Consider the following 25,640-nt stretch of genomic DNA (forward strand, 5'->3'; position numbering starts at 1 on the left):
GGCGCGGCCGCCCCCCCCGGGCCCCCCCCCCCCCGGGGGGGGGGGGGGGCGCCCCCCCCCCCCCCCCCCCCGCCCGCGGGGGGGCCCCCCCCCCCCCCCCCCCCCCCCCCCCCCCCACCCGCTGTCAAAGAGTGCGTGTAGCTATTCGGTAACGCCGACGAGGCATTCCTTCAGGTTGGCAGCTTCAGCGGAATTGAGTTCGACCACGAGCCGTCCGCCGCCTTCGAGCGGAACACGCATGATCAAGCTTCGTCCTTCTTTGGTAACTTCCATCGGGCCGTCGCCGGTGCGTGGTTTCATTGCCGCCATAAGGAATATCCCCTCCATTAGTCCAGTGACATACCAGCCCGGCCGGGCTGCGTCCGCTTAGTCAATCAAGCTGCCCGGCGGCCGTGATGGGGTGCCATCAGGGCCATATACTCAGTTTGCTTCTTGTCCTTGCTTACCAACTATTATCGCGTAACAACGCGGCTGTAGCTAATCGTTGGACTTTCCGACGTGCCGCGTCATGCCGGGCCAGCAGCCGCCAATGGTGCTGTCCGTCACGGCGGATAGTCCCCTCCGCCGGGCAGCGGAGCCCAGGCCCACAGCCACACGATCCAGACAATCTGCAGCAGCACGAACATGACCACCACCGCGCCGCGGTACGCGCGGGACCGGGAGATGAGGGCCGCGGCGAGGGCCAGCGGGAACAACGGCAGCAGCATCCGGAACGTGCTGGTCTGAGGGTGCAGGAAAAGCAGCAGGTAGCCCATGTAGCAGGCGCACCACAGCCGCAGTTCCGTGCCCAGCGCCCGCACCGGGCGGCACGTCATGAGCAAGGTGAACAGGGCAACGAAAACGAACGGCGCCAGCACTCCCAGGACCGGCCCGAACAGCAGGATGCCGGTGTCGAACCAGGGTTTGAACGGCACCAGGTCGTGGCCGCGCCAGACGGTTTCGGTCTTGGTGTAGGCCCGGATATCCCCGGTGACAGCCCAGGCGATCCCCGGCCACATCAGTGCTCCCAGTCCGCTGACCGCCGTCAGCCCGGCGAGGGACCAGAGCTGGGTGCCGGTGTGCGGGACGACGCCGGGTTGCCCGCCGACCGCCGTGTCCGGGTCTTCCCCGCGTGCCGGGCGGCGGGACGCCAAGTAGTACTGCCACCCCCGGTAAAGGAACAGCAGCCCCGCCATCGCCGCGAACGGCACACCGGTCGGCCGGGACAGGCACATCAGCACGACGACGGGCAGCGCCCACAGGTAGCGGCGTGTCACTACGAGCAGCAGTGCCGTGGCCAGCAGGAGCAGGTTCAGCGACTCGGCATAGGGAACCTGGAGCACCGGGGCCACCGGAAAGGTGGAAACGAACACCGTTCCCCAGAGCGCAGACCGGTGCGATGCCTTGTGCCGGAACAGCCGGTAGATGACCAGCGCCGCGCCCAGCCCGCACACCATGGCGATGAGGGTCAGGCTGAACGCCGGGTGCAGCCCGGTCACGCCCGCGACGACCCGGCCCAGCACGGGGAAGAGCGCATAGAACGCCCAGGCGTTCTCCTGGACGTTCCCGGCCCCGTCGGTCGGAAGGACTTCCGGGTAGCCGTTCTGGAGGATCTCGCCGTACCAGCGGGCATCCCAGATATTGACGAAGGACCAATAATCCGGTTTGGCGGGAAACCAGGGGTTCACGCCCTGGTGCAGGGCGGCGGCCATGAAAATGCAGGCACTGAGGAACCGGGCGGCGACATAGAGGCCGCCCACCTGGACCCACCAGGGCCAGCGCGCCGCCCGGGCCGCAGCTGCCGAGACGCCGCTCCAGGCCGCGGCGGTCGGGCCCCGCGGCCCGGAAATGCCGGTTCCGCCTGCCGGCTCACTCCCGCTGTGCCGCTGCACCGCCGCGGGAACCTGCGCCTTTAGGGGGTCGCTGCTCACGGGGCCTGCTCCGGTTCCTGCCGCCGGCGTCCGAGTGCGGCGCCGAGGGCCGCGATTTTCCGGTCCTTGGCGGCGAGCTGGTCCCGCAGCTCGTCCAGCACCTGGTCCACCTGGTCCATCCGGTAGCCCCGCAGGCCCACGGCGAACCGGAGACGGTCGACGTCGTCCGGCTCCGCCTCGGCCGGCAGCAGCACCGGCGGGAGGTTGGCGACCGGCTGGTCGAAGCCGTCATCCAGGGCAGTCAGTTCACCGGCATCGGTTCCGCGGCGGCCGCGGAAGAAGTTCGACGCCCGGCCGCTGCCGAGGAGGAAAGCGGCGCCGACGAGCGCAATCGCTAGGAAGACCAGGAAAAAGCTCACTCCCCCATCGTGCCAGACGCCGGCGGGTCCGACGGGTGGCCCGTCAGCCCCGCGTGCCGCCGGCGGCCCCGGGGCTGGACCCGTTCCCGGTGGTGCTGCCGTTGGGGTTCCGGTGCCGGGCGGCGCCTTCCACCACGAGTTCCACGGCGAGCGCCGGATCGTCCACGACCTGCAGCAGGTCCAGGTCCTCCTCGGACATCATGCCCTCGGCCACCAGCGTGGTCTGGATCCAGTCCAGCATGGGGCTCCAGAACGCTGTGCCGATCAGGACTATCGGGAAGGAGGTCACCTTCCGGGTCTGGACCAGCACCATCGCTTCGAAGAGTTCGTCCAGTGTGCCGAGGCCGCCCGGCAGCACGATGAACCCCTGGGCGTACTTCACGAACATGGTCTTGCGGGCGAAGAAGTAGCGGAAGTTGATGCCCAGGTCCACCCACTGGTTCATCCCCTGCTCGAAGGGCAGCTCGATGCCGAGGCCCACGGACACCCCGTTGCCCTGCACGGCGCCCTTGTTGGCCGCCTCCATCGAACCGGGTCCTCCGCCGGTGATCACTGCCAGCCCGGCTTCGGCCAGCTGGCGCCCCACCTCGACGGCGAGTTCATAGTTGAGGCTGCCGGGCACGGTCCGTGCCGAGCCGAAGACGCTGACCGCCGGGCCGAGGTCCGCCAGCGCGCCGAAGCCTTCCACGAACTCGCTCTGGATCCTGAGGACGCGCCAGGGGTCGGTGTGGACGAATTGTCCGGGCCCCTTGGTGTCCAGCAGGGTCCGGTCTGACATCGTGACCTTGGCGGCTTTGCGCCGCAGCTCCAGCGGGCCCTTGTGCCGGATCCCGGCCGGGGCCGGAATGTCGCGGGTTTCGCCGGCGGTCTTTGCGGCGGTCTTCCCGGCTGCTTTACCGGTTGACGTGCCGGCTGCCTCTCCGGCTGTCCTACCGGCCGGGGCCGGATCCTCCTGTTGCTGCGGTTCCGTACTCATGCCCACAGGTTAGCGCGGATCCCCGCCCGCGCCAGTCCGGCACGGTGCGGGCGGGCGCGTGCCCACACAAGATGGCCCGGCCGGCACCGCAGAGCACCCGGGGACGCCGCTGGCAGGCTGACCTGCAGGTATCTCTTGAATCACGATCTGTAGGAACTCGGAGTGATTGCGGTCATATTCCGCGGATGTTCGCTAGATTCTTCTTATGACTACTCAAGTGCCCGGCGATGCCCTCGTCTCCCTGAATGCCGTCAATAAGCACTACGGCCAGTTGCACGTCCTGAAGGACATCAACCTGAATGTCCGCAAGGGCGAGGTTGTTGTCGTCATCGGACCGTCGGGTTCCGGCAAGTCAACGCTGTGCCGTGCCATCAACCGCCTCGAGACCATCGACGACGGCGTGATCAAGATCGACGGCAAGGAACTGCCCGCAGAGGGCAAGGAACTCGCCAAGCTGCGCGCCGACGTCGGCATGGTCTTCCAGTCGTTCAATCTTTTCGCGCACAAGACGATCCTTGAGAACGTCACACTCGGCCCGATCAAGGTCAAAGGCCTCTCCAAGGCCGAGGCCGACAAGGACGCCATGGCCCTGCTGGAGCGCGTCGGCGTCGGGCACCAGGCGCCCAAGCTCCCGGCCCAGCTCTCCGGCGGCCAGCAGCAGCGCGTCGCGATCGCCCGCGCCCTGGCCATGAAGCCGAAGGTCATGCTCTTCGACGAGCCCACCTCCGCGCTGGACCCGGAAATGATCAACGAGGTCCTCGACGTCATGATCCAGCTGGCCAAGGAGGGCATGACCATGATCGTGGTCACCCACGAGATGGGCTTCGCCCGCAAGGCCGCGGACCGCGTGGTGTTCATGGACGGCGGCCAGATCGTCGAGGACGCCAGCCCCGAAGAGTTCTTCACCAACCCCAAGAGCAGCCGCGCCAAAGACTTCCTCTCCAAACTCCTGACCCACTGATCCCTGACGAGTTCGCAACCTGGCCGCCGCAAGGCGGCCGTCCAATGAAAGGAATGTCATGATGGCATTTTTGACCCGAAGGAAATCCCTTCTGGTTGCCGCGTCCGCAGCTCTGGCCCTTAGCCTGAGCGCCTGCGGCGGCAGCACCTCCTCTTCCAACCCGCCCGTGGCCGAGAAGCCGAGCTTCGCTGCTGACACCACCATGGCCAAGCTGTCATCCGCCGGCAAGATCGTCATCGGCACCAAGTTCGACCAGCCGCTGTTCGGCCAGAAGGGCCTCGACGGCAAGCCCGTTGGCTTCGACGTCGAGATCGGCAAACTGATGGCCGCCAAGCTGGGCATCCCCGCGGACAAGATCGAGTGGGTTGAGACGGTCTCCGCCAACCGCGAGCAGTTCATCAAGCAGGGCAAGGTGGACATGATTGTCGCCACCTACACGATCAACGACAAGCGCAAGACCGAAGTCGACTTCGCCGGCCCGTACTACGAGGCCGGCCAGGCACTGATGGTGAACAAGGACAACACGTCCATCACCAAGCCCGAAGACGTCAAGGGCAAGAACGTCTGCTCCGTGACCGGTTCCACGCCGGCCGCCACGATCGTCGAGAAGTACGGAGCAATCCTGGTTCCGGCTGCCACCTACTCCGCCTGCCTGGAGCCGCTGCGCAACAAGCAGGTTGAAGCGATCACCACCGACAACGTCATCCTGGCCGGTTTCGTGGCCAAGGAGCCGGACGCCTTCAAGCTCGCCTCGGATGAGACCTTCACCAAGGAGCCCTACGGCATCGGCCTGAAGAAGGACGACACCGCCTTCCGCATGTGGATCAACGACCAGCTGGAGGCCGCCGACAAGGACGGTTCCTACAAGAAGGCCTGGGAAGACACCGCCGGAGAGGTCATCAAGACTGCTCCTGCCCTTCCCACGATCGACCGCTACTAGCCTGGTGTGGCGGTTGCCGGGGTTCGCGCCCGACGCGGCTCCGGCAACCGCCATTCCCGTCTCCCGCTCCACTTCCCTCAAGGCAGCCTAAGGAACCTATGGACGTCATCATTGATAACCTTCCCGCATATGTGGACGGTTTTCTCAGAACCCTCTTCCTGTCCGTGGTCTCGGGGATCTTCGCACTGATTTTCGGCACCCTGCTCGCGGCAGCCCGTGTCTCGCCCATCGCCGCCCTGCGCGGCTTCAGCATGACGTACGTGGAGATCGTCCGGAACACCCCGCTGACCATCGCGTTCTTCTTCGCCGCCGTGGTCCTCCCCCGGCTTGGGGTGACGTTCCAGCAGTTCGAGGTCGCCGCCATCATCGCCCTCAGCGCCTACACCTCGGCCTTCATCGCCGAAGCGGTGCGCTCCGGCGTCAACAGCGTCCCGGTCGGCCAGGCAGAGGCCGCCCGCAGCATCGGCATGAAATTCAGCCAGGTCCTCACCCTGATCATCCTGCCGCAGGCCCTGCGCACGGTGATCCCGCCCATGATCAACATCCTCATCGCCCTGGTGAAGAACTCCTCGGTGGCAGGCGCCTTCTACGTCCTGGAACTCTTCGGCTACGGCCGTCAGCTCGCCAACGCCAACGGCGACGCCGTGCTGTGGGTCCTGGTCGGCGTGGCTTTCTTCTACCTGCTGATAACCGTCCCGCTTGGCTACCTCGCCAACCTGGTTGAACGAAAGGTGGCGATCGCCCGATGAGCTCGGTCCTTTACGACGTCCCCGGCCCCAAGGCCCGCCGTGTCTCCCTGATCGGCTCCATCGTCGGCGCGGTCGCGATTGCCGGGCTGCTCTGGTGGGCGATCTCCATCCTCGCCCAGCAGGGAATTTTCGAACCCGAACGCTGGGCCGTTTTCCAGATTCCCGAGGTCTGGGTGCTGATCGGCAACGGCATCGTCGCCACGCTCACCGCCGCGGCCGTCGCCGCCGTCATCGCTTTCCCGCTGGGGCTGGTGCTGTGCCTCATGCGCATCTCCGACGTCGCCTGGATCCGCATCCCCACCCGGATTGTGCTGGAGTTCCTGCGCGGCATGCCCGTGGTCCTGATGATGTTCTTCGTGCTGCTGGTGTTCGCGACCGGCTCCTTCGTCGCCGTCGTCGCCGGCCTGGTGCTCTACAACTCGGCGATTTTCGCCGAGATCATCCGCGCCGGCATCCAGTCCCTGCCCAAGGGGCAGCGTGAAGCCGGCCTCGCGATCGGCCTCACCAGCTTCGCCTCCCGGCGCAGCATCGAACTGCCGCAGGCGATCCGGCGCATGCTGCCGTCCCTCGTGGCGCAGCTCGTGGTGCTGCTGAAGGACACCTCGCTGGGCTACATCGTGTCCTACGAGGAACTGCTGCGCAAAGTGCAGATCATGGCCGACTTCCTGGGACCGGACTACCTGTTCCCGGTGTTCTTCGTGGCCGCGGCGATCTACATCGCCATCAACTTCTCGGTCTCGCGGCTCGCGATCTGGATCGAGAGGCGCGGTTCCAAGAAGGCCGCCGGCGGCGTGGTGCACGTGCCGGTCGCGGGGATCCCGGTCAAGTAGCTCCCCGGCCGCGCAGCCTGCGCCTCACCCAGGCTGCCCTGCACGCAGAAAGGTCCGGAACCCCGCCAGGGGTTCCGGACCTTTTGTGTTGGCTGCTGCATGGCTTTCTGTGTTGCCGGCGGTGTTGCCAGTGTTAGGCCGTGAGCCAGCTCCGCAGGACCCGCAGGCATTCGCGGACCGCGTCGGCCTCGACGTGTTCGTTGTCCTTGTGTGCCAGCAGCGGGTCGCCCGGGCCGAAGTTCACTGCCGGGATGCCCAGTTCGCTGAAGCGTGCGACGTCGGTCCAGCCGTATTTGGGTTTGGGCGCGGCCCCCACTGCGGCGACAAAGGACGCGGCGGCGGGGTGGTTGAGCCCAGGCCGGGCCCCGGCGGCGCTGTCGGTGCGGACGACGTCGAAGCCCTGCAGCAGGTCGCGGACATGCCGCTCCGCCTCGTCGGGGGTTTTGTCCGGGGCGAAGCGGTAGTTGATTTCCACGACGCACCGGTCCGGAATGACGTTGCCGGCGGTCCCGCCGTTGACCTTCACGGCGTTGAGGCTTTCCCGGTAGTCCAGGCCGTCCACGGTGATGGTCCGGGGCTCGTAGGCCGCGAGCCGGGCGAGGATCGGCGCGGCGGCGTGGATCGCGTTGCTGCCCATCCACGCCCGGGCCGAATGCGCGGCTTCGCCGACCGTGGTCGCTTCGAAGCGGATGGTGCCGTTGCACCCGCCCTCCACGGTCCCGTCCGTGGGTTCGAGCAGGATCGCGAAGTCCCCGCCCAGCAGGTGGCCGTGGTTCCGCACCAGCCGGCCGAGCCCGCTCTTGACGGCTTCGACTTCCTCGTGGTCGTAGAAGACGAAGGTGACGTCCTTGTCCGGCTCCGCGCCGCCGTCGAACAGCCCGGCGGCCAGCGCCAGCTGGACCGCGACACCGCCCTTCATATCCGTGGCGCCGCGGCCGTAAAGGATGCCCTCGCCGGGCGACCCCGAGGGCCAGTAGGACGGGACGGTCCCGAGGGAGCCCTCCGTGGTGGGCAGGGGCACGGTGTCCAGGTGCCCGGCCAGGATGACCCGTTCGGCGCGGTCGAGGTTGGTGCGGGCGATGATCGAGTCGCCGTCGCGGACGAGCTCCAGCTGCGGGACGGAGCGGAGGGCATGCTCCACGGCGTCGGCCAGTTCCTTCTCCGCTCCGGAGACGCTGTGGATGTCGATGAGCCTGGCGGTCAGCAGCGCCACGTCCTGGCGCGGGTCCAGGCGGGCGGCGGCGTGGGGGCGGGAGTTCGGGCGTGCGTTCAGGTCCGGGGCAGTCACCGTCCCACTTTATCCGCTGGGCTCCCCCGCTGCTGTGCCGTCACGGGTTTCGGGGAGGGCGGGCGCCGTCTATAGACTTGGAGGCATGACTGAAACCGCTTCTTCCGCTGTGCCCGCTGACGCCCGCTCCGCCTATGGTTACGGGGTCGCCACGATCGCCACCGGCGACGGTGACGCCACCGTGCTGGACGTCTGGTTCCCGGCACCGGCCCTCGGCACCGCGACAGAGAGCCTCCGCGACGTTGCGAACGCGGACCAGTCGCTGCAGGACATCGCCGCGACCGGGGCCGACGCCGACCGCGGCACCGAGCAGAGGGTCGTGTTCGCCCAGATCCACCTCGATGAGGCCCCGGCGGACACCGCCGACGCCTACCTGCGCCTGCACCTGCTCTCGCACCGCCTGGTCCAGCCGAACAGCATCAACCTGGACGGCATCTTCGGCAAGCTCCCCAATGTGGTGTGGACCAACTTCGGGCCCGCCGCCGTCGAGGGCTTCGAACTGACCCGCGCCCGGCTGCGCAAACGCGGCGCCGTCACCGTCTACGGCGTGGACAAGTTCCCCCGCATGGTCGACTACGTCATCCCCTCCGGCGTGCGCATCGCCGACGCCGACCGCGTCCGCCTCGGCGCGCACCTGGCTGAGGGCACCACGGTCATGCACGAGGGCTTCGTTAACTTCAATGCCGGCACCCTGGGCACGTCCATGGTGGAAGGCCGCATCTCCGCCGGTGTGGTCGCCGGCGACGGGTCCGACGTCGGCGGCGGCGCCTCGATCATGGGCACCCTGTCCGGCGGCGGCAAGGAAAAGATCTCCCTGGGCGAGCGTGTGCTGCTGGGCGCCAACTCCGGCGTGGGCATCAGCATCGGCGACGACTCCGTCGTCGAGGCCGGCCTCTACGTCACGGCAGGAACCCGCGTCCGCGTGGTCGGTGCCAAGGACGCCGACGGCGAAGAAACCAGCCAGATCGTCAAGGCCGTGGAGCTCTCCGGCGTCCCCAACCTGCTGTTCCGCCGCAACTCCTCCACCGGTGAGGTCGAGGTGCTCCCGCGCAAGGGCCAGACCGTTGAACTCAACGAGGCCCTGCACGCCAACTAAGGTTGGGTGCGGACAGCAGAACCGTTAACAGCAAGGACCGGCCCCGGAAGGGCCCGAGGGAGTAGTTTCGTGGCACGCAGAGGCACCTGGCGCCGTCGGATTGTGCTGCTGCTTACCCTGGTCATGGTCGCGGGCGGGGTTTACACGGCGGTGGCGTTCGTGGAGCGCTCGGAAGTCCTCATCACCGAACGGTGCACGGCCGCGGGCGGCGGCAGCGCCCAGCTGGCCACCGACCAGGCGGCCAATGCCGGGCTCATTACGGCTGTCGCCGTCCGCCGCGGGCTCCCGGCCCGGGCGGCCAGCATCGCGATCGCCACCGCCATGCAGGAGTCCAAGATCCGGAACATCGGCCACGGGGACCAGGCCGGCCCGGACTCCCGCGGGCTCTTCCAGCAGCGCCCGTCGCAGGGCTGGGGCACCACGGCACAGGTGATGGACCCGTACCACGCGAGCAACGCGTTCTACGATGCCCTGGTGAAGGTCCCGGACTACCAGGCGCTGGAAATCACCGACGCCGCGCAGCGGGTCCAGCGCTCCGCCTACCCGGATGCCTACGCCCGGCACGAGGTGATGGCGCGCGCCTTCGCTTCGTCGCTGACCGGCCAGACCGCCGCGGGCCTCGACTGTTCGCTGCGCGACCCCGAAGCAGCCGGCGACCCTGCGGCCGTGCAGGAACGCCTCACCTCCGACTTCGGCGCGGTCCCGGCGTCCACGGAGGGCCGCACCCTCGTGCTGGAAGCCGAGGGCGACCGGGCGTGGGCCGTGGCGCAGTGGGCCGTCGCCAACGCCAAGGCCCTCTCCATCACCGAGGTCCAGGCGGAGGGGCGCAGCTGGACGCGGCAGGACCGTAACGGCTGGCAGGCCGCCGAGGTTCCGTCGGGACAGGTCAGGGTCACCGTCGCCGAGGCACCGGCGCAGTAGCAGGGTTTGCCCGCCCCTCCGGTGGCTCAGGCTCCGGCCAGCTCAGACCAGCAGGTCCACTACCGGCTGCACATAGCTGCGGAACAGTTCCGGCTGGGAGAGCAGGTCGGAGCTCATGATGATCTTGTCCGGCTCCAGGTACCAGGCCCGCGGTTCGGCGAGCGGCAGCTCGATGATGGTCAGGTTGAAGTCATTGGCGGCGCGCCCCACCTCCAGCAGCCGGTCGTCCACCATGTCCTGCAGCAGTTGCACCCCGCCGGCGGCTTCGCGCTCCGCCTCCAGGGCCAGGTATTCACCCCGGCGTTCCCTGGCCCAGGACAGTGCCGCACCGAAATGCGCCTGCAGCACACGCCGGAGGGCGGGGGAATTACTGAAGGCGCGGAAGCCGGGCGGACCCAGTTCCGGCGACATCTCGGGATGCGCCTTGAGGAGCTGTTCCCACCAGGCCTCCCACTCCGTCTTGAGCGCATTGATTCCGCCCACCTCCGAAATGAGGTGCGTGTGGTCCGCGGGCCGGATCTTCGGTGCCGCGTGGCAGAGTGCCGGGTGCCCCGCGGTGTCCAGGCCAGCGGCGTCGCGAACGTACAGTGCAATGAGCATGGGACCCGAAGTGTCCATCGTGATCCGCCAGCCCGGCCCGCCTGTGTGGTGCATCCAATTGCCTCCTTGGCAAGACGTACGTTTCCAGTGTATTCCCCAAGTTAACGCACGTTAATGTCTGCCAGCGTAGCTGCCCAGTCCGTTGAGGTGGGACTCCAACACATCACTGCACATCTGCGCGGTCATCCATTCGGGCTGCAGCAGGGCGTGCATGGTGAGCCCGTCAAGGGTGGCCAGCAGCCGTTCCGCCTCCGTGACCAGGCGCTGCTGCACCACGGCGGCGTCGGTGCCGGCCGTCTCGGACCCGGCCCCGGCCCCGGCCCCGGCCCCGGCGGACAGTTCCATGACGAGCCGCCCGACGATCGCGGCCACGGCGCGGTGGCTCCGGTCGGCTTCCGGGGCCAGGAACGGCTTGGTCCTGGCCGCGGCCTTGAACGCCATCCAGACGCAGGCGTCGACGGCGCGCTCCTCATCCAGGGGGAGAAATTCACCCAGCAGGGTTAATACACCCTCGTGGTGCTCCGGGGTACCGGGCTGCGCCTCCGCGAGGCGCCCATCGGCTGCCGTCAGCCGGCGGACCACCCGGTCCACGACGACCCCGAAGGAGTGGGCCAGGAGCTCGTCGCTGCTGGCGAAGTAGTGCCGGACCGATCCGACCGCCAGTTCCGCCTCGTCCGCGACTTCGCGGAGGGAAGCCCTTTCGAGTCCGTCTGCTGCGACGATCCGGAAGACCGCTTCGACCACTTCCTGGCGCCGCAAAGCGGCGTCGACAAATTTGGGCATTAGTCTTTTTTAGCACGGATGTGCCCCAACGCCGGCGGGCCACACCGGCGGAAGGGCTCCCCACCTGCGTCGATACCCGAAAGTCCCGTCCAGGCACCGTCCCAGGACGCAAGAAGACGCCGGCCGCGTCCCCCGAAAGGTGCGCGGCCGGCGTCGAACTGCTGTGATTCTGGTGAACTACACCGAGGGGTAGTTGCGCTCCGGTTCGCCGATGTAGAGCTGGCGCGGACGGCCGATCTTGGTGTTGGGATCGCTGATCATCTCGCGCCACTGAGCGATCCAGCCCGGAAGGCGGCCGATGGCGAAGAGCACGGTGAACATCTTTTCCGGGAAGCCCATGGCCTTGTAGATCAGGCCGGTGTAGAAGTCTACGTTCGGGTAGAGCTTGCGCTGGATGAAGTAGTCATCATTCAGGGCCTTCTCTTCGAGCCGCAGGGCGATCTCCAGGAGTTCGTCGTGGCCGCCGAGCTTCGTGAGGATCTCGTGGGCCGTGGCCTTGACAATCTTGGCGCGCGGGTCGTAATTCTTGTAGACGCGGTGTCCGAAGCCCATGAGCCGGACGCCGTCCTCCTTGTTTTTGACCTTCTCCATGTAGTCCTCGGGCTTGGTGCCGTCGGCCTGGATCTGTCGCAGCATCTTCAGCACGGCCTCGTTGGCGCCGCCGTGGGCCGGGCCGAAGAGGGCGTTGATGCCGGCGGACACGGAGGCGAAGAGGTTCGCGTTGGAGGAACCGACCAGCCGGACCGTGGAGGTCGAGCAGTTCTGCTCGTGGTCAGCGTGCAGGATGAGGAGCAGGTCCAGGGCCTTGGCGACGACCGGGTCCACCTCGTACTGCTCGGCCGGGAGTCCGAAGCTCAGGCGCAGGAAGTTCTCCACAAGGTTGTGGGAGTTGTCCGGGTAAAGCATGGGCTGGCCGATGCTCTTCTTCAGGGCGTAGGCGGCAATGACCGGCATCTTGGCCAGCAGGCGGTAGGTGGAGACTTCCACCTGCTCGGCGTTGAACGGATCCAGCGAGTCCTGGTAGAACGTCGACAGCGCGGACACGGCCGAGGACAGCACCGGCATCGGGTGGGCGTCGCGCGGGAAGCCGCTGAAGAAGCCCTTGAGCTCTTCGTGCAGCAGGGTGTGGTGGCGGATCCGCTGGTCGAACGCTTCCAGCTCCGTGGCGGTCGGCAGGTTGCCGTAGATCAGCAGGTAGGAGACTTCCAGAAAGCTTGAGTGCTCGGCGAGCTGCTCGATCGGGTAGCCGCGGTACCGCAGGACACCGGCGTCGCCGTCGATGTAGGTGATGGCGGAGGTGGTGGCCGCGGTGTTCATAAAGCCGGGGTCAAAGGCAACGGCACCGGTCTGCTTCAGCAGCTTGGAAACGTCGTAGCCTTCGTTTCCTTCTACAACCTGGATGCGCGGAAGTTCGAGCTCGCCGCCTGCATGGCGCAGGGTTGCGCTGGTGGTCTCAGTCATGGAGTCTCCTCTGAGGCGTCGGGGCCTCTGTAGAAAGCTGGTCCAACTTCTGGTGAAGCCGCCCACGGAACCTGTTTTAGTCACGGATTCCAACGGCTGCGCTGCGTTCTTGTGGAAAGCCACCATTGATAGTCAGTTAAAAACTACCGGCAGTTTCCGGGTGGCACTAATCCAAGGCCACCCGCGACTACCCAAAACGCATCAGTTGTGGCACGTGTCACAGCATTGTTACGGCCCCGTGGCCAGACGCGAGGCTGCGGCGTCGATCCGCTCATCGCTGGCCGTAAGCGCGACACGGATGAATCCGTTGCCGGCGTCGCCGTAGAACACCCCCGGGCCGACGACGATTCCGAGGTCCGCGAGCCGGCCGACCGTGTCCCAGGTGGCCTCGCCCGCGGTGGCCCAGAGGTAGAGCCCGGCCCGGGATTCGTGGATGGTCAGTCCAAAGCGCTCGAGTGCCGGCACGATCCGGTCCCGGCGGCCGCGGTAGAGGTCCTTCTGCGCCTGCACGTGGGCGTCGTCGCCGAGGGCCACCCGCATGGCTTCCTGGACGGGGTACGGGACGATCATGCCCGCGTGCTTGCGGCTGTTGACGAGGTTCGCCATGATGGCGGGGTCGCCGGCGACGAAGGCGGCGCGGTAGCCGGCCAGGTTGGACTGCTTGCTCAGCGAGTACACGGCCAGGAGGCCCTCGTGTGAGCCCTCCGCGACGAGGGGGTCCAGGATGCTGGGCACCGCGGCGCCGCCGCGCTGGACGTCCCATTCGCCCCAGCCGAGTTCGGCGTAGCACTCATCGGAGGCCACGACCGCGCCGAGCTCACGGGCCTGACGGACGATCCGGCGCAGGGATCCGGCGTCGCGCACACTGCCGGTGGGGTTGGCCGGGGAATTGACCCAGACCAGCCGCACCCGGGCGCGGGTGGCGGCGTCGAGCTCATCGAGATCGTCGGCAGCGATGTGCTCGGCACCGGAGAACGTGGCACCGATGTCGTAGGTGGGGTAAGCGACGGTGGGGCGGACGACGACGTCGCCCGGCTTGAGGCCGAGCAGGAACGGGAGCCAGGCCACGAGTTCCTTGGAGCCCACGGTGGGCATGATGTCCTGCGGATCCAGCCCGGGCACACCGCGGCGGCGTTCAAACCACGCCGCGATGGCTTCGCGAAGTCCGGCCGTGCCGTGGACCGTGGGGTAACCGGGAGCGTTCGCGGCTGCGCGCAGGGCCTCCTGCACCACTGCGGGAGTGGCGTCCACCGGGGTGCCGATGGACAGGTTCGCGACTCCCCCGGGGTGTTCGGCAGCCCTGGCCAGATACGGCGCCAGGGCTTCCCACGGGTAGTCGGGCAGGCTGAGGCCGAAGCTGCGCAGCGCAGAAGTCACCGACGCCCCGCCCTAGTTCTCTTGGTTCTGCGGCGGCAGGGCGGCGATCATCGGGTGATCGGTGTGGGTGTTGCCAACCTTCGCGGCCCCGCCCGGGGACCCCAGGTCGTCGAAGAACTCCACGTTGGCCTTGTAGTAGTCGGCCCATTCCTCGGGGGTGTCATCCTCGTAGTAAATGGCCTCGACGGGGCAGACCGGTTCGCAGGCCCCGCAGTCCACGCACTCGTCGGGGTGGATGTACAGGGAACGCTCACCCTCGTAGATGCAATCGACGGGGCACTCTTCAATACATGCCTTGTCCTTGACATCTACACACGGCTGCGCGATTACGTACGTCACGTCCCTGGCCTCTCCACGTTGGTTCCGGCGGATGCCGGATACTGCTCCCGGCCTGAGCGCCGGGCTGCTGACTTCTGAGCCTATTATCTCCCAGCCGGTTCCCGCGAACCTAGCCGGGCGTCACACGGGTCCGCACTCCGGGATCCAACCGACCTAGTATGAACGGGTGAGTTCCTCGAAGCCGTCGCCCCAAGAGTTCCTGGCCGCCGCTGAGCCCGGCACCCGGGTGGTGGTCCGGTACCGGATTGAGGGCGGGCTGACGGACGCCCTGGGCGAGCTGGTGGCGCGCACCACGGAAGGCTGCACCATCCGCACCCGGCGCTCCGACGTCGTGATCCCGCTGCCGCTAGTGGTGGCCGCCAAACAGGTCCCGCCCCCACCGCCTCGCCGCGCCCCGCGCCAGCAGCACTGAGCATTGAACGCCCGGCACTCCGCACCACCTCCCAACTCCCATCTCCCCCTCCCCCCCTCCCGATGGACATGCCCTCCCCTGGCTTCGGCCAATGGGCATATACCCACTATGTCCATTGGCCACGCCGCCCGCCGGACATGTCCCCGGGGTCGTGCCGGCGAACGCTGGACATGCCCAGTGGCGGCTGCCAACGCTGGACTTGGTGCAGCGGGTGAACCGCAATCCAGGAGGACATGTCCAGTGCTAGGCCGCAGCGGAGATCCTGTTGAGCGCGTCGCGGACCATGGCGATGAATTCATCGGGCCGGTTCAGGAGCAGCGGGTAGCTGACCACAAGCGTCGGGACGCCGAGCCGGGTTGTAACGTTCCAGCGGCGCCGGTCCTCCTCGAAGCTCGTCCGGTCCATGTGGAAGCCTGCCCCGTCGGTCTCAATGCCGAGCCGGCCGTCGACCATGAGATCAAGGTGGCCCATGCCGGGGATGTTGACCTGGGACTCCACATGGAACCCTGCCCTCCGCAGCCAGTACCGTGCCATGCACTCCATGATGGACTGCGGTTGCGGCACGATCCTGTCCACCATCCGGCGCTCCCTCGCGTCGTTGCGCCCGGACAGCCGCTGCCGCAGCCCCGCGAGACCTAAGCCTTTGACCACGACGGCTGACTCGGCAATGACGAGGCCGTCGAGTTCCGGCAGGCATCGCAGGCTTTGAACAACGGTGTCCAGAAGGGTGGGCGGCGCGGCGGATCGATGGCATATGAAGCCCGGATAGCTGCGGCTGTGGGAAACCGCAATGTGAGGTTGCCCGGGCGGCTCGAGTACCCAGAGGCCCTGGAATTGCGCCGCGGTGGCGCATGCGGGCTCCGCCGGAAGCGACCGGATGGCTATGAGCTGGGCATCGGCTCCGGGGACCGCGTATACGCCGCGGGCCACCCGGGAAACGGCGCCCCGGGCCAGTGCGGACTTGAGCTGGAAGTCCGAGACGCCTGCGGCAGCGAGGTGTTTGGCGCGGGCGACGCCGTCGTACTTCGAAAGTACTTCCATGATGTTGACCATGCGGACATCGTGGCGCCGAAACCTCCGGCCGGAACAGGGCCGGGCCCCGCTATGTGCAAAAGGGCATGCCCCGCGGACCGGGCCGGGTGTGGACATCTTCCGCGTCCGGGATGGTGCACACCTGCGGCCGGCAATGGGCATGTCCGCGGGCAGCGCGCGAGGCGTGGACATGTCCCCGGCTGCGGGCGGAGTGAAGACCGGGCATGTCCCACGGCACGCGCAGCGGATGGACATGCTGCCATTATGTCCACTCTTGGGCGCGAAGACTGGGCATGTCCCCCGGGGCGGGGGGCGAAGAAGGGGCGGGAGACGCCTAAGCCTTGTCCGGGCGGTAGCGCCGGCACCAGGCCAGCATGCCAATCGTGACCACCGCGATGCCGTAGATCCACAGGTTCCCGGCCAGGTCACCGATGATCAGGCGCTTTCCGTTCTCCAGCGTGGACCACCAGCCGGCCAGCGCGTAACAGAGCGCGCCGCAGACCGCCGTCGGGAGCGCGGAACGGAACGCGGCGCCGAGCCACAACTCAACGGAGCCGAGCAGCACCAGCGCGGCGGCGGCACCCCACGGCACCTCGACGCCCGCAAACTGGAAATCCTGCCCGTGCAGCACCGTGCCTGCGAGGGCAGCAAAAAGAGCTGCCGGCACGGCGGCGGCAATACCGCCTGCCGCGCCGGCAGCTCTCTTAGTCACAAACGATCCGTGGTTTCAGCGCAGGACGCGGAAACTAGACCTTCGCGCGGGCGCGGTTGGACTTGGCGCGCTGGTTGACGTCCAGGATGAGCTTCCGGATTCGGATGGATTCCGGGGTGACCTCGACGCACTCGTCTTCGCGGGCGAATTCGAGCGACTCTTCGAGGGTCAGGTCGCGCGGGGGCGTCAGGTTCTCGAAGGTGTCGGAGGAAGCGGCACGCATGTTGGTGAGCTTCTTTTCCTTGGTGATGTTGACGTCCATGTCGTCGGCGCGGGAGTTCTCGCCGACGATCTGGCCTTCGTAGACCTCGGAGGTGGGACGGACGAAGAAGGAGCCACGTTCCTGCAGGTTGATCATGGCGAACGGCGTCACAACACCGGCGCGGTCGGCGATCATCGAACCGTTGGTGCGGTATTCGATCGGGCCGGCCCAGGGCTCGTAGCCCTCGGAGATGGACGCTGCGATGCCGGCGCCGCGGGTGTCGGTGAGGAACTTGGTGCGGAAACCGATCAGGCCACGGGCCGGAACGATGAACTCCATGCGGCACCAGCCGGTGCCGTGGTTCGCCATGTTGGTCATGCGGCCCTTGCGGGCAGCCATGAGCTGCGTGACGGCGCCGAGGTACTCTTCCGGCACGTCGATGGTCATGTGCTCCATCGGCTCGTGGACCTTGCCGTCGACGATCTTGGTGACAACCTGCGGCTTGCCGACGGTCAGCTCGAAGCCTTCGCGACGCATCTGCTCGACCAGGATGGCCAGCGCAAGCTCGCCACGCCCCTGGACTTCCCAGGCATCCGGGCGCTCGGTCGGGAGCACCTTGATGGAGACGTTACCGATCAGTTCCTTGTCCAGGCGGTCCTTGACCTGGCGGGCAGTGACCTTGGCGCCCTTGACCCGGCCGGCCAGCGGCGAGGTGTTGATACCGATGGTCATGGAGATGGCCGGATCGTCAACGGTGATCAGCGGCAGCGGCTGCGGGTTGTCGACGTCGGTCAGGGTCTCACCGATGGTGATTTCCTCGATACCGGCGACGGCGACGATCTCGCCGGGGCCGGCGGACTCGGTCGGGACGCGGTCCAGCGCCTTGGTGGCCAGCAGTTCGGTGATCTTGACGTTCTTCAGCTCGCCGTTGGCGCGGGCCCAGGCAACAGTCTGGCCCTTACGCAGGGTGCCGTTGTAGATACGCAGCAGCGCCAGGCGGCCGAGGAACGGGGAGGCGTCCAGGTTGGTGACGTGCGCCTGGAGGACACCGTTCGGGTTGTAGGTCGGCGCCGGGATGTGCTCGATGATGGCCTGGAACAGCGGTTCCAGGTCCTCGTTGTCCGGGGCGGAGCCGTCGGCGGGCTGCTCGAGGGACGCACGGCCGACCTTGGCGGCGGCGTATACGACCGGGACGTTGAGGATCTTGTCCAGGTCGAGGTCCGGAACTTCGTCGGCGAGGTCGGAGGCCAGGCCCAGGAGCAGGTCCATGGACTCGTGCACAACTTCTTCGATCCGTGCGTCAGGGCGGTCGGTCTTGTTGACCAGCAGGATCACCGGGAGGTGGGCCGCGAGGGCCTTGCGGAGGACGAAGCGGGTCTGGGGCAGCGGGCCCTCAGAGGCGTCAACGAGGAGAACGACGCCGTCGACCATGGACAGGCCGCGCTCGACCTCGCCGCCGAAGTCGGCGTGGCCGGGGGTGTCGATGACGTTGATGGTGATGGTCTCGCCCTTGGAGGACGGTCCGTTGTAGGCCACCGTGGTGTTTTTGGCCAGGATGGTGATGCCCTTTTCACGCTCGAGGTCACCGGAGTCCATGACCCGGTCTTCGAGGTGGTTGTGGGCAGCAAAGGAGTTGGTCTGCTTGAGCATGGCGTCGACCAGGGTGGTCTTGCCGTGGTCAACGTGGGCCACGATCGCGACGTTGCGCAGGTCACTGCGCGATGCAGTGGCTACCGCGGTGTTGGTGGTGGTTTCAGACATGCGTTATTGCTCGATTCAGTGGTGAAGTCAGCTGTTGTATCGCGACATTTCCAACCGGAACGCACGACGGTTACGCCCCTTTGGCACAGGGCACCTTCATCCATTCTAAACGCTAGGGCATTTATTGGCCTAAAATCCCTCATTCGCGGCATACCGGCCGGGTAGTCAGGACGGGAGATCCGCGCCCCGCGTGTGAGTAAAGTCACTGGATTTTCCGGCGTCCATGCCCCATCATTGCTCTGACAGCAGCAGCCAGCACGGAGACATCAATGCGCAACACCTCGGCTCTGTCCCGTTTGGTCGCACCGATGATCGCCGTAGGCATCCTGGTTGCCGGCTGCGGACAGACACCCTCCACCCGCACCGCCGACGCCGGCGCCACCGCGGCGGGCGGCATCTACGGCCAGGCTGCTCCCGCACCCGCCGGGGCTCCCGGCGAGCCGATGGCCGCGGGCACGAACGGCAACCGGAAACTGACTCCGACGCCGGGCAGCATGCCGGCGGGCAGCGTTTACCGGAATCCCGCCAGCGGCCGCAACGAGGTGGTTGTGGAGGACATCGCCCGGACAGCCGTGCTGATCGGCGATTCCCAGTCGGAACCCATGTTTTCGTGGCCCCGGACGGCGTTGGCCAGCCTGGGGTACAAGGTCCACTTCTGCGGCCGGGGCGGCACGGGATTTGTTGCCTCCAACGGTGCGACCGGCAACTACATCGATGCCCTGCAGCGCGGCGACTGGCTGCTCCCCTACGGATCGCCGCCCCTCGTGGTCATTGAAGGCGGCGGAAACGACGCCTCCCGCGGCGCAACGGACCAGCAGATCTCAGCCAACGCCGAGCGGCTGATCGCCAGCGTCCGGCAGCGCTACCCCGAGGCCCGGCTGGCCATGATCGGGACCCTTGCCCGCGGCACCGCCGACGGCGGCGGGCGCCGTACAGAGGTGGACGCGCTGCTGGGCACTGTCGCCGCCAGGCATTCGATTCCTTTTGTGGGCGTCGGGGACTGGCTGACGCGCCACAACCTCACCAAACTGATGGCCGACGGCGTGCACATGGCTCCCGAGGGGCACGCCGCCCTGGGCGTGCTGCTGGCACAGCGGCTGGGCGGCTTCGGGTTCCGGGCGCCGGACCCCGGGCAGGCAGGGTCCGCGGCAAACCGCTGACAGCGGCTGGCCAGGAGAACCACCCAGCAGGCGGGCCGCCCGGACCGGATACGACAGGAGCCGGTGTCCACCCCGGGGGCGGACACCGGCTCCGGGGTCATGTCGGCTGGGTTCGCTCAGCCAGGTTCAAACAGCCAGGCTCATTCAGCCGGTTCACACAGCTCAGGCAACTTCCGGGGGCAGCATCAGGCGCGCGCCCGGGATGGCATGGAGCAGCGCCTTGGTGTATTCCTGCTGCGGCGCGTCGAAGACGTCGTCGGTCGAGCCTGTCTCCACCAGCTTGCCCTTCTCCATGACGCACACGTGGTCGGCGATCTGCCGGACCACCGCGAGGTCGTGGGTGATGAACAGGTAGGTCAGGCCCAGCCGGGACTGCAGTTCCGCAAGCAGGTTCAGCACCTGCGCCTGTACCAGCACGTCGAGGGCGGACACGGCCTCGTCGCAGATGATCACCTCGGGATCCAGGGCCAGGGCACGCGCGATCGCGACGCGCTGGCGCTGGCCGCCCGAGAGCTCGTTCGGGTACCGCTGCATGGTGGACTGCGGCAGCGACACCTGGTCCAGCAGCTCGCGGACCTTCTTCTCGCGGCTGGCCTTGTCCCCGATCTTGTGGACCCGCAGCGGCTCCTCGATGGTCCGGTAGATGTTGTACATCGGATCCAGGGAACCGTAGGGGTCCTGGAAGATCGGCTGCACCCGGCGGCGGAACGCGAAGATCTCCTTGCTGTTCAGCGCGGAGGTGTCGACGCCGTCGAAGATGATCTTGCCGGAGGTCGGCTCCAGCAGGTTCAGCACCATCTGGGCCACGGTGGACTTGCCGGATCCCGACTCGCCCACGATCGCCGTCGTGGTCCCGCGCTTGACGTTGAAGGAGACGTCGTCGACGGCGGTGAAGTCGGTCGACTTGCCGAACCCGGAGCGCAGCTTGAAGACCTTGCTCAGGTTCTGGATCTGCAGCACGTCTTCCGTCATCGACGGTTCAACGGCAACGGCTTCGGCAGGGGCCAGCAGCTCGTCCGTCGCCACGCCGAGCTGCTTGGCCACCTGGATGCGCCGGGACGCCAGTGACGGCGCCGAGGCCACGAGCCGCTGCGTGTAGGGGTGCTGCGGGTTCTGCAGCAGCTCCAGGGACGGACCGGCCTCGACGACGTTGCCGCGGTACATGACCACGACCTTGTCGGCACGCTCCGCGGCCAGGCCGAGGTCGTGGGTGATGAGCAGCACGGAGGTGCCCAGTTCCGAGGTCATCTTTTCCAGGTGGTCCAGGATCTGGCGCTGCACGGTGACGTCCAGGGCCGACGTCGGCTCATCCGCGATGAGCAGGCGGGGCTGGCAGGACAGGCCGATGGCGATCAGCGCGCGCTGGCGCATGCCGCCGGAGAACTCGTGCGGGTACTGCTTGGCCCGCCGGGCGGCGTCCGGCAGGCCGGCCTGCGCCAGGACTTTGGCGACGTCCTCCGGGCCGCTGGGGCGGCCGTTGGCCTTCAGCGTCTCCCTGACCTGGTCGCCGATCTTCCAGACCGGGTTCAGGTTGGACATCGGGTCCTGCGGGACCATGCCGATGATGTTGCCGCGCAGTTCGATCATGCGCTTCTCGGACGCGTGCGAGATGTCTTCACCGTCGAGCAGGATCTGCCCGCCGGCGACACGGCCGTTGCCGGGCAGCAGCCCGATCGCGGCCAGCGCCGTCGTCGACTTGCCGGATCCGGACTCGCCCACAATGGCGACCGTCTCGCCGGGCATGATGGTCAGGTGGGCGTTGCGCACGGCCTGGACCTCGCCGCTGCCGGTCTTGAAGGAGATCGCGAGGTCGCGGATTTCCAGCAGTGGCCGGTCGGCCGTGGTTCCGGCCTCGTGAATCGTGACGTCGGTCGTTGTCATGATTGCCTCCTTCATCGCTGACGGCTCTTCGGATCGAGGGCATCACGGAGGGCATCGCCCAGCATGATGAAGCTCAACACCGTGATGGACAGGGCTGTTGCCGGGTAGAGCAGAACAGCCGGGTTGGTGCGGATGGAGGACTGCGCGGCCGAGATGTCGTTGCCCCAAGACATCACAGAGCCGGGCATGCCGATTCCCAGGAACGAGAGCGTGGCTTCGGCGACGATGAAGACGCCGAGTTCCATGGTCGCGAGCACGATGATCGGCGCCAACGCGTTCGGGAGCACATGGCTGACCAGGGATCCCACCCGGGAGACACCGAGCGATCGGGCCGCGGTCACGAAGTCGGCGTTGCGGACCTCGATGACGGCGCCGCGGGTGATGCGGGCCATTTGCGGCCAGCCAAGCACCACCAGGACCAAGACCACGGTCCAGACTCCCCGGTTTTCACGCATTAGCGGGAGCTGGGTGAGGACCAGGGCGCCGAGGACGATGGGCAGGGCGAAGAAGATGTCGCCGAGGCGGGCGAAGAATGTATCCACCCAGCCGCCGAAGAAGCCGGCCAGGGCGCCGAAGGTGACGCCGATGATCAGCACGGAAATCACGGAGAACACGCCGACCATGAGCGATGCCTGAGTGCCGTGGATGATGCGCGAGTAGATGTCGCAGCCCTGGAAGGTGAAGCCCAGCGGGTGTCCTTCGGTGGGGGCACCGTTGGAGTTCGCCAGCTCGCAGCCGTTGTCCGGGGCAACCTGGGTGAAGAGCCCGGGGAAGACGGCCACCACGATGATCAGCGCGATCATGATGGCGGAAATGATGAAGAGCGGACGACGGCGGAGCTTGCGCCAGGCATCTGCCCAGAGGCTCAGCGGGGCCTCGTCGACCTTGACGGCATCCGTTGCCAGCAGAGGGGTTTCCTCGACCGGGGCAACAAAGTGCTCGAATGTTCGATTAGTTTTCATAGCGGATCCTCGGGTCAAGCCAGGCGTACAGCAGATCGACCAACAGGTTGGCGAGAACGAAGACCAGCACCAGGACGCTCACAATGGCGACGACGGTGGGGCCTTCACTCCGGAGAATGGCCTGGTAAAGCTTCTGGCCAACGCCGGGGACATTGAAGATGGCTTCGGTCACGATTGCGCCGCCCATCAGGCCGCCCAGGCTCGCGCCGAGGTAGGTGATGACGGGGATCAGCGAGTTGCGCAGGACGTGGGTCATGACCACCTGGCGGCGTGACAGGCCCTTGGCGGTGGCCGTGCGGACGTAGTCGGCGTTCATGTTCTCGATGACGGACGCGCGCGTCAGGCGCAGCACGTAGGCGAAGGAGACCATGCCAAGGACCACCGCGGGAAGGATCAGGCTTCCCCACGTGACATTCGACCCGACTGTGGGTTTAGCCCACCCCAGCTGGACACCGACCAGCAACTGCAGCGCGAAGCCGAGCACGAAGGTCGGGATGGCGATGACAACCAGTGACAGCACGAGGACCGTGCTGTCGAAGATGCCGCCCTTGCGCAGGCCGGCGACGAGTCCGAAGGCGATGCCGAAGACGCCCTGGATAATCAGGGCTTCGATGGCGAGCATCGCCGTGACGGGGAAGACGCGCGCCAGGGTGTCGGCAATCGGCTGGCCGGTGAAGTCGACGCCGAGGTTGAAGGTGAAGAGGTTTTTCAGGAACAGCCCGTACTGGACCCAGAACGGCTCGTCCAGGTTGTACTGCTGGCGCAGCTGCGCGATGACCGCCTCGCTCGGCGGGCGGTCGCCGAAGAGCGCGCGGATGGGGTCGCCCGGAAGGGCAAAGACCATGAAGTAGACGAGCAGGGTGGTTCCGAGGAATACCGGAATGACCTGCAGCAGGCGCCGGAGGATGAACTGGATCACAGCAGCGCCTCCGGTGAGATGGTGGAACGAAGGGGAATCATGGGACAGCTTCCTGCCGGTTTCAAGCATGTGGGGGCCCGGCAAGGCCGGACCCCCAAGCTTTAGTGATGTGGAAATGAGTTCCGCAGAACTCGGGAACTACTTGGCCGTGATGGCCCAGTACTGCAGAACGCCGTTCCAGCCGGAGTCAACGTTGCTGACATTCTGGCTCCAGACAGCCTGGCGTGCGGAGTACCACAGCGGCAGGTTGGGGAGGTCCTTGAACAGGATCTCCTGCGCCTGGGTGAACTTCTTGTTGGCGTCGTCCGTGGACTGTGCGCTCAGGCCTTCGTTGAGGAGCTTGTCGAACTCAGGGTTCGAGTAGCCCTCGTAGTTGGCGCTGGCGTCGGTCTTCAGGAGCGGGCCCAGGAAGTTGTAGAGCGACGGGTAGTCGGCCTGCCAGCCGGCGCGGGTCAGGCCCGGCAGCTCCTTGGCGGTCCGCAGCTTCAGGATTTCGGCGAACTTGGCGAACGGCTGGCCTTCGGCCTTGATTCCCAGGTTGTTTTTGAAGTTGTTGGCAACGGCGTCGATCCATTCCTTGTTGCCACCATCGGTGTTGTACGCGAGCTGCAGGGTCTTGTCTGCGGGCCACGGGCTGATGGCGTCAGCCTTCGTCCAGAGGTCCTTCGCCTTGGCGGCATCGAACTTCAGAACCTCGGAACCGGCAACATTTTCGTTGTAGCCGTCAACAGCCGGGGACGTGAAGTCCTTGGCCGGGATGCGCGTGCCGGAGAAGATGACCTTGGTGATCTCGTCGCGGTTGATCGCCATGGAGAGAGCCTGGCGGCGCAGCTGGCCCGCCTCGCCCTGGAACTCGGGCAGGTAGCCCGGGATGTTCAGGGTGGAGTTGCCGGCGTACGGCTTGTTCAGGTTGTTCTCCGGGAAGTCCATCGTGTAGGTCTTCAGGGCGTTCGTCGGCAGAACGTCCGTGACGTCCAGGTTGTTGGCCTGGATGTCCGTGTAGGCCGGGGCCGGATCGGTGTAGAACTTGAAGGTCACGCCGCCGTTCTTGGCTTCGCGTGCACCCTTGTAGTCCGGGTTCTTGACCAGGGCGATCTGGCTGTCGTGCTGCCAGGCGCCCTCCTTCTCCATCTTGTACGGGCCGTTGCCGACCGGGTTCTCGCCGAACGCCTTCGGGTCCTTGAGGGCGTCGGCGGGCAGCGGCATGAAGGCCGAGTAGCCCAGGCGCAGCGGCCAGTCGGCTTCCGGCTGCGTCAGCTTGACCGTGATCGTGGAATCATCCGTCAGGGCGAGGCCGGAGAGGGTCTGGGCGGTGGGGGCGGGTACCTCGGTTTCCTTGCCGTCCGCTCCCATCTGCTTCGACGTGGCGCTGACGGCGTCGTAGCCTTCGACGGATTCAAAGAAGCTGCTGTTGCCCTGCGCGTTGGTGCTCAGCGCGGCAAAGTTCCAGGCATCAACAAAGCTCTTGGCGGTGACTTCCTCGCCGTTGGTGAACTTGGTGCCCGTCTTGACCTTGATCGTGTAGTTCTGGCCGTCCGGGGATTCGATGGACTCGGCCAGGGCGTTGACCGACTTGCCACTGGGGTCGTAGCTGGTGAGGCCTTCGAAGAGGAGCTCGACGACGCGGCCGCCGTAGACTTCGCCGGTGTTGGCCGGCATCAGGGGGTTCTGCGGTTCGTTGCTGTAAGCGGCGATGACCTTGTTGGGGTCGCCGGCAGCCTGGCTGGCACCGTTTGAGGTGCCGCCTCCGGCGCCGCATCCGGTCAGGGCGAGAGCGGCGATAGCCACCATGCCCAGTGCTTTGGAAGTGCGCGAAAAACGCATTCCGCCTCCTATGAGTTGTGGGAGTTCGTGAGGGAAAGACTTATGCTTCCCCGCAGGCAGGCACAGAGATATCCCCTGTGACGTGGCCTACATATGTGACTAGCCTAACCCCAGGTTGTCCGGATGGTGGAACGCTGTTGCCAAACCGTGACCCGACAAAAGCGTGACCGTAAGCGTCAAGCGCG

At 66.8% G+C, this 25,640-nt stretch carries 25 protein-coding genes; 8 read left to right on the forward strand and 17 right to left on the reverse strand.

Going from position 1 to position 25,640, the window contains the following annotated elements; genetic code table 11:
- Positions 1-141: 141 nt before the first annotated feature.
- From ABIC21_RS00005 to ABIC21_RS00020, 4 genes are all read right to left on the reverse strand, one after another.
- A complete protein-coding gene (locus ABIC21_RS00005; protein WP_160664543.1) occupies positions 142-309 on the reverse strand; it encodes a DUF3117 domain-containing protein in 168 nt (55 codons plus the stop codon).
- Positions 310-542: 233 nt separating this feature from the next.
- Positions 543-1,829, reverse strand: a complete 1,287-nt coding sequence (locus ABIC21_RS00010; RefSeq protein ID WP_502935943.1) for a putative hexosyltransferase — start codon at positions 1,827-1,829, stop codon at positions 543-545.
- Between the two features lie 77 nt (positions 1,830-1,906).
- A complete protein-coding gene (locus ABIC21_RS00015) occupies positions 1,907-2,269 on the reverse strand; it encodes a DivIVA domain-containing protein (RefSeq protein WP_354348417.1) in 363 nt (120 codons plus the stop codon).
- A gap of 43 nt (positions 2,270-2,312) precedes the next feature.
- Complete coding sequence (locus tag ABIC21_RS00020) at positions 2,313-3,245, reverse strand: LOG family protein (protein ID WP_354348418.1); 933 nt, start codon at positions 3,243-3,245, stop codon at positions 2,313-2,315.
- A gap of 205 nt (positions 3,246-3,450) precedes the next feature.
- On the opposite strand from ABIC21_RS00020, the gene ABIC21_RS00025 reads away from it, so the two are divergent.
- The 4 genes from ABIC21_RS00025 (at position 3,451) to ABIC21_RS00040 (ending at position 6,725) form a co-directional block, all read left to right on the forward strand.
- Positions 3,451-4,206 carry an amino acid ABC transporter ATP-binding protein gene (locus ABIC21_RS00025; protein ID WP_354348419.1) on the forward strand — a complete coding sequence of 252 codons (756 nt, stop codon included), beginning with the start codon at positions 3,451-3,453 and terminating at the stop codon, positions 4,204-4,206.
- Positions 4,207-4,264: 58 nt separating this feature from the next.
- Positions 4,265-5,146 carry a glutamate ABC transporter substrate-binding protein gene (locus ABIC21_RS00030; RefSeq protein WP_354348420.1) on the forward strand — a complete coding sequence of 294 codons (882 nt, stop codon included), beginning with the start codon at positions 4,265-4,267 and terminating at the stop codon, positions 5,144-5,146.
- A gap of 98 nt (positions 5,147-5,244) precedes the next feature.
- Positions 5,245-5,895, forward strand: a complete 651-nt coding sequence (locus tag ABIC21_RS00035) for an amino acid ABC transporter permease (RefSeq protein WP_282384015.1) — start codon at positions 5,245-5,247, stop codon at positions 5,893-5,895.
- Positions 5,892-6,725 carry an amino acid ABC transporter permease gene (locus ABIC21_RS00040; protein WP_354348421.1) on the forward strand — a complete coding sequence of 278 codons (834 nt, stop codon included), beginning with the start codon at positions 5,892-5,894 and terminating at the stop codon, positions 6,723-6,725. Before ABIC21_RS00035 ends, ABIC21_RS00040 begins: the two co-directional genes overlap by 4 nt.
- A gap of 133 nt (positions 6,726-6,858) precedes the next feature.
- Here the strand turns inward: ABIC21_RS00040 and dapE are convergent, their stop codons facing one another.
- Positions 6,859-8,013 carry a succinyl-diaminopimelate desuccinylase gene (dapE, locus tag ABIC21_RS00045; protein WP_354348422.1) on the reverse strand — a complete coding sequence of 385 codons (1,155 nt, stop codon included), beginning with the start codon at positions 8,011-8,013 and terminating at the stop codon, positions 6,859-6,861.
- An 85-nt stretch (positions 8,014-8,098) separates the two neighbouring features.
- On the opposite strand from dapE, the gene dapD reads away from it, so the two are divergent.
- Both dapD and ABIC21_RS00055 read left to right on the forward strand, forming a co-directional pair.
- On the forward strand, positions 8,099-9,109 hold the full coding sequence (gene dapD, locus ABIC21_RS00050) for a 2,3,4,5-tetrahydropyridine-2,6-dicarboxylate N-succinyltransferase (protein WP_354348423.1): 1,011 nt from the start codon (positions 8,099-8,101) through the stop codon (positions 9,107-9,109).
- A gap of 69 nt (positions 9,110-9,178) precedes the next feature.
- The gene (locus ABIC21_RS00055) at positions 9,179-10,030 is read left to right on the forward strand and encodes a hypothetical protein (RefSeq protein WP_502935936.1); all 852 of its coding nucleotides are present in this window, start codon (positions 9,179-9,181) and stop codon (positions 10,028-10,030) included.
- 42 nt (positions 10,031-10,072) lie between these two features.
- Here the strand turns inward: ABIC21_RS00055 and ABIC21_RS00060 are convergent, their stop codons facing one another.
- The 5 genes from ABIC21_RS00060 to fdxA form a co-directional block, all read right to left on the reverse strand.
- On the reverse strand, positions 10,073-10,684 hold the full coding sequence (locus tag ABIC21_RS00060) for a hypothetical protein (RefSeq protein ID WP_354348424.1): 612 nt from the start codon (positions 10,682-10,684) through the stop codon (positions 10,073-10,075).
- A gap of 57 nt (positions 10,685-10,741) precedes the next feature.
- On the reverse strand, positions 10,742-11,413 hold the full coding sequence (locus tag ABIC21_RS00065; RefSeq protein WP_354348425.1) for a TetR/AcrR family transcriptional regulator: 672 nt from the start codon (positions 11,411-11,413) through the stop codon (positions 10,742-10,744).
- Positions 11,414-11,590: 177 nt separating this feature from the next.
- Positions 11,591-12,874: a citrate synthase gene (locus ABIC21_RS00070; protein WP_354348426.1), complete on the reverse strand. Its 1,284-nt coding sequence runs from the start codon at positions 12,872-12,874 to the stop codon at positions 11,591-11,593.
- Positions 12,875-13,102: 228 nt separating this feature from the next.
- Entirely contained in the window at positions 13,103-14,251 is a 1,149-nt protein-coding gene (gene dapC / locus ABIC21_RS00075; protein WP_354348427.1) for a succinyldiaminopimelate transaminase, read from the reverse strand.
- 12 nt (positions 14,252-14,263) lie between these two features.
- Positions 14,264-14,590, reverse strand: coding sequence for a ferredoxin (gene fdxA / locus ABIC21_RS00080; RefSeq protein WP_282384023.1), 327 nt, complete (start codon positions 14,588-14,590; stop codon positions 14,264-14,266).
- 166 nt (positions 14,591-14,756) lie between these two features.
- Between fdxA and ABIC21_RS00085 the strand changes: the two genes are divergently transcribed.
- Positions 14,757-15,002 (forward strand): putative acetyltransferase, encoded by a 246-nt coding sequence (locus ABIC21_RS00085; RefSeq protein ID WP_354348428.1) that lies wholly within the window; start codon positions 14,757-14,759, stop codon positions 15,000-15,002.
- Positions 15,003-15,245: 243 nt separating this feature from the next.
- On the opposite strand, the gene ABIC21_RS00090 is transcribed toward ABIC21_RS00085, so the two are convergent.
- The 3 genes from ABIC21_RS00090 to typA form a co-directional block, all read right to left on the reverse strand.
- A complete protein-coding gene (locus ABIC21_RS00090) occupies positions 15,246-16,055 on the reverse strand; it encodes a type IV toxin-antitoxin system AbiEi family antitoxin domain-containing protein (protein ID WP_354348429.1) in 810 nt (269 codons plus the stop codon).
- Between the two features lie 313 nt (positions 16,056-16,368).
- A complete protein-coding gene (locus ABIC21_RS00095; protein ID WP_354348430.1) occupies positions 16,369-16,746 on the reverse strand; it encodes a hypothetical protein in 378 nt (125 codons plus the stop codon).
- A 34-nt stretch (positions 16,747-16,780) separates the two neighbouring features.
- On the reverse strand, positions 16,781-18,709 hold the full coding sequence (gene typA, locus ABIC21_RS00100) for a translational GTPase TypA (protein ID WP_354348431.1): 1,929 nt from the start codon (positions 18,707-18,709) through the stop codon (positions 16,781-16,783).
- A 269-nt stretch (positions 18,710-18,978) separates the two neighbouring features.
- On the opposite strand from typA, the gene ABIC21_RS00105 reads away from it, so the two are divergent.
- Positions 18,979-19,869 (forward strand): SGNH/GDSL hydrolase family protein, encoded by an 891-nt coding sequence (locus ABIC21_RS00105; RefSeq protein ID WP_354348432.1) that lies wholly within the window; start codon positions 18,979-18,981, stop codon positions 19,867-19,869.
- A gap of 162 nt (positions 19,870-20,031) precedes the next feature.
- On the opposite strand, the gene ABIC21_RS00110 is transcribed toward ABIC21_RS00105, so the two are convergent.
- The 4 genes from ABIC21_RS00110 to ABIC21_RS00125 all read right to left on the reverse strand — a co-directional run bounded on the left by ABIC21_RS00110 (position 20,032) and on the right by ABIC21_RS00125 (position 25,455).
- Entirely contained in the window at positions 20,032-21,750 is a 1,719-nt protein-coding gene (locus ABIC21_RS00110; protein WP_354348433.1) for an ABC transporter ATP-binding protein, read from the reverse strand.
- An 11-nt stretch (positions 21,751-21,761) separates the two neighbouring features.
- The gene (locus ABIC21_RS00115) at positions 21,762-22,712 is read right to left on the reverse strand and encodes an ABC transporter permease (RefSeq protein WP_354348434.1); all 951 of its coding nucleotides are present in this window, start codon (positions 22,710-22,712) and stop codon (positions 21,762-21,764) included.
- Positions 22,702-23,631 (reverse strand): ABC transporter permease, encoded by a 930-nt coding sequence (locus ABIC21_RS00120; RefSeq protein WP_354348435.1) that lies wholly within the window; start codon positions 23,629-23,631, stop codon positions 22,702-22,704. Before ABIC21_RS00120 ends, ABIC21_RS00115 begins: the two co-directional genes overlap by 11 nt.
- A 138-nt stretch (positions 23,632-23,769) precedes the next feature.
- Positions 23,770-25,455 carry a peptide ABC transporter substrate-binding protein gene (locus ABIC21_RS00125; protein WP_354348436.1) on the reverse strand — a complete coding sequence of 562 codons (1,686 nt, stop codon included), beginning with the start codon at positions 25,453-25,455 and terminating at the stop codon, positions 23,770-23,772.
- Positions 25,456-25,640: the final 185 nt, after the last annotated feature.

Source organism: Pseudarthrobacter sp. PvP090, assembly GCF_040547365.1.
Classification (GTDB): domain Bacteria; phylum Actinomycetota; class Actinomycetes; order Actinomycetales; family Micrococcaceae; genus Arthrobacter.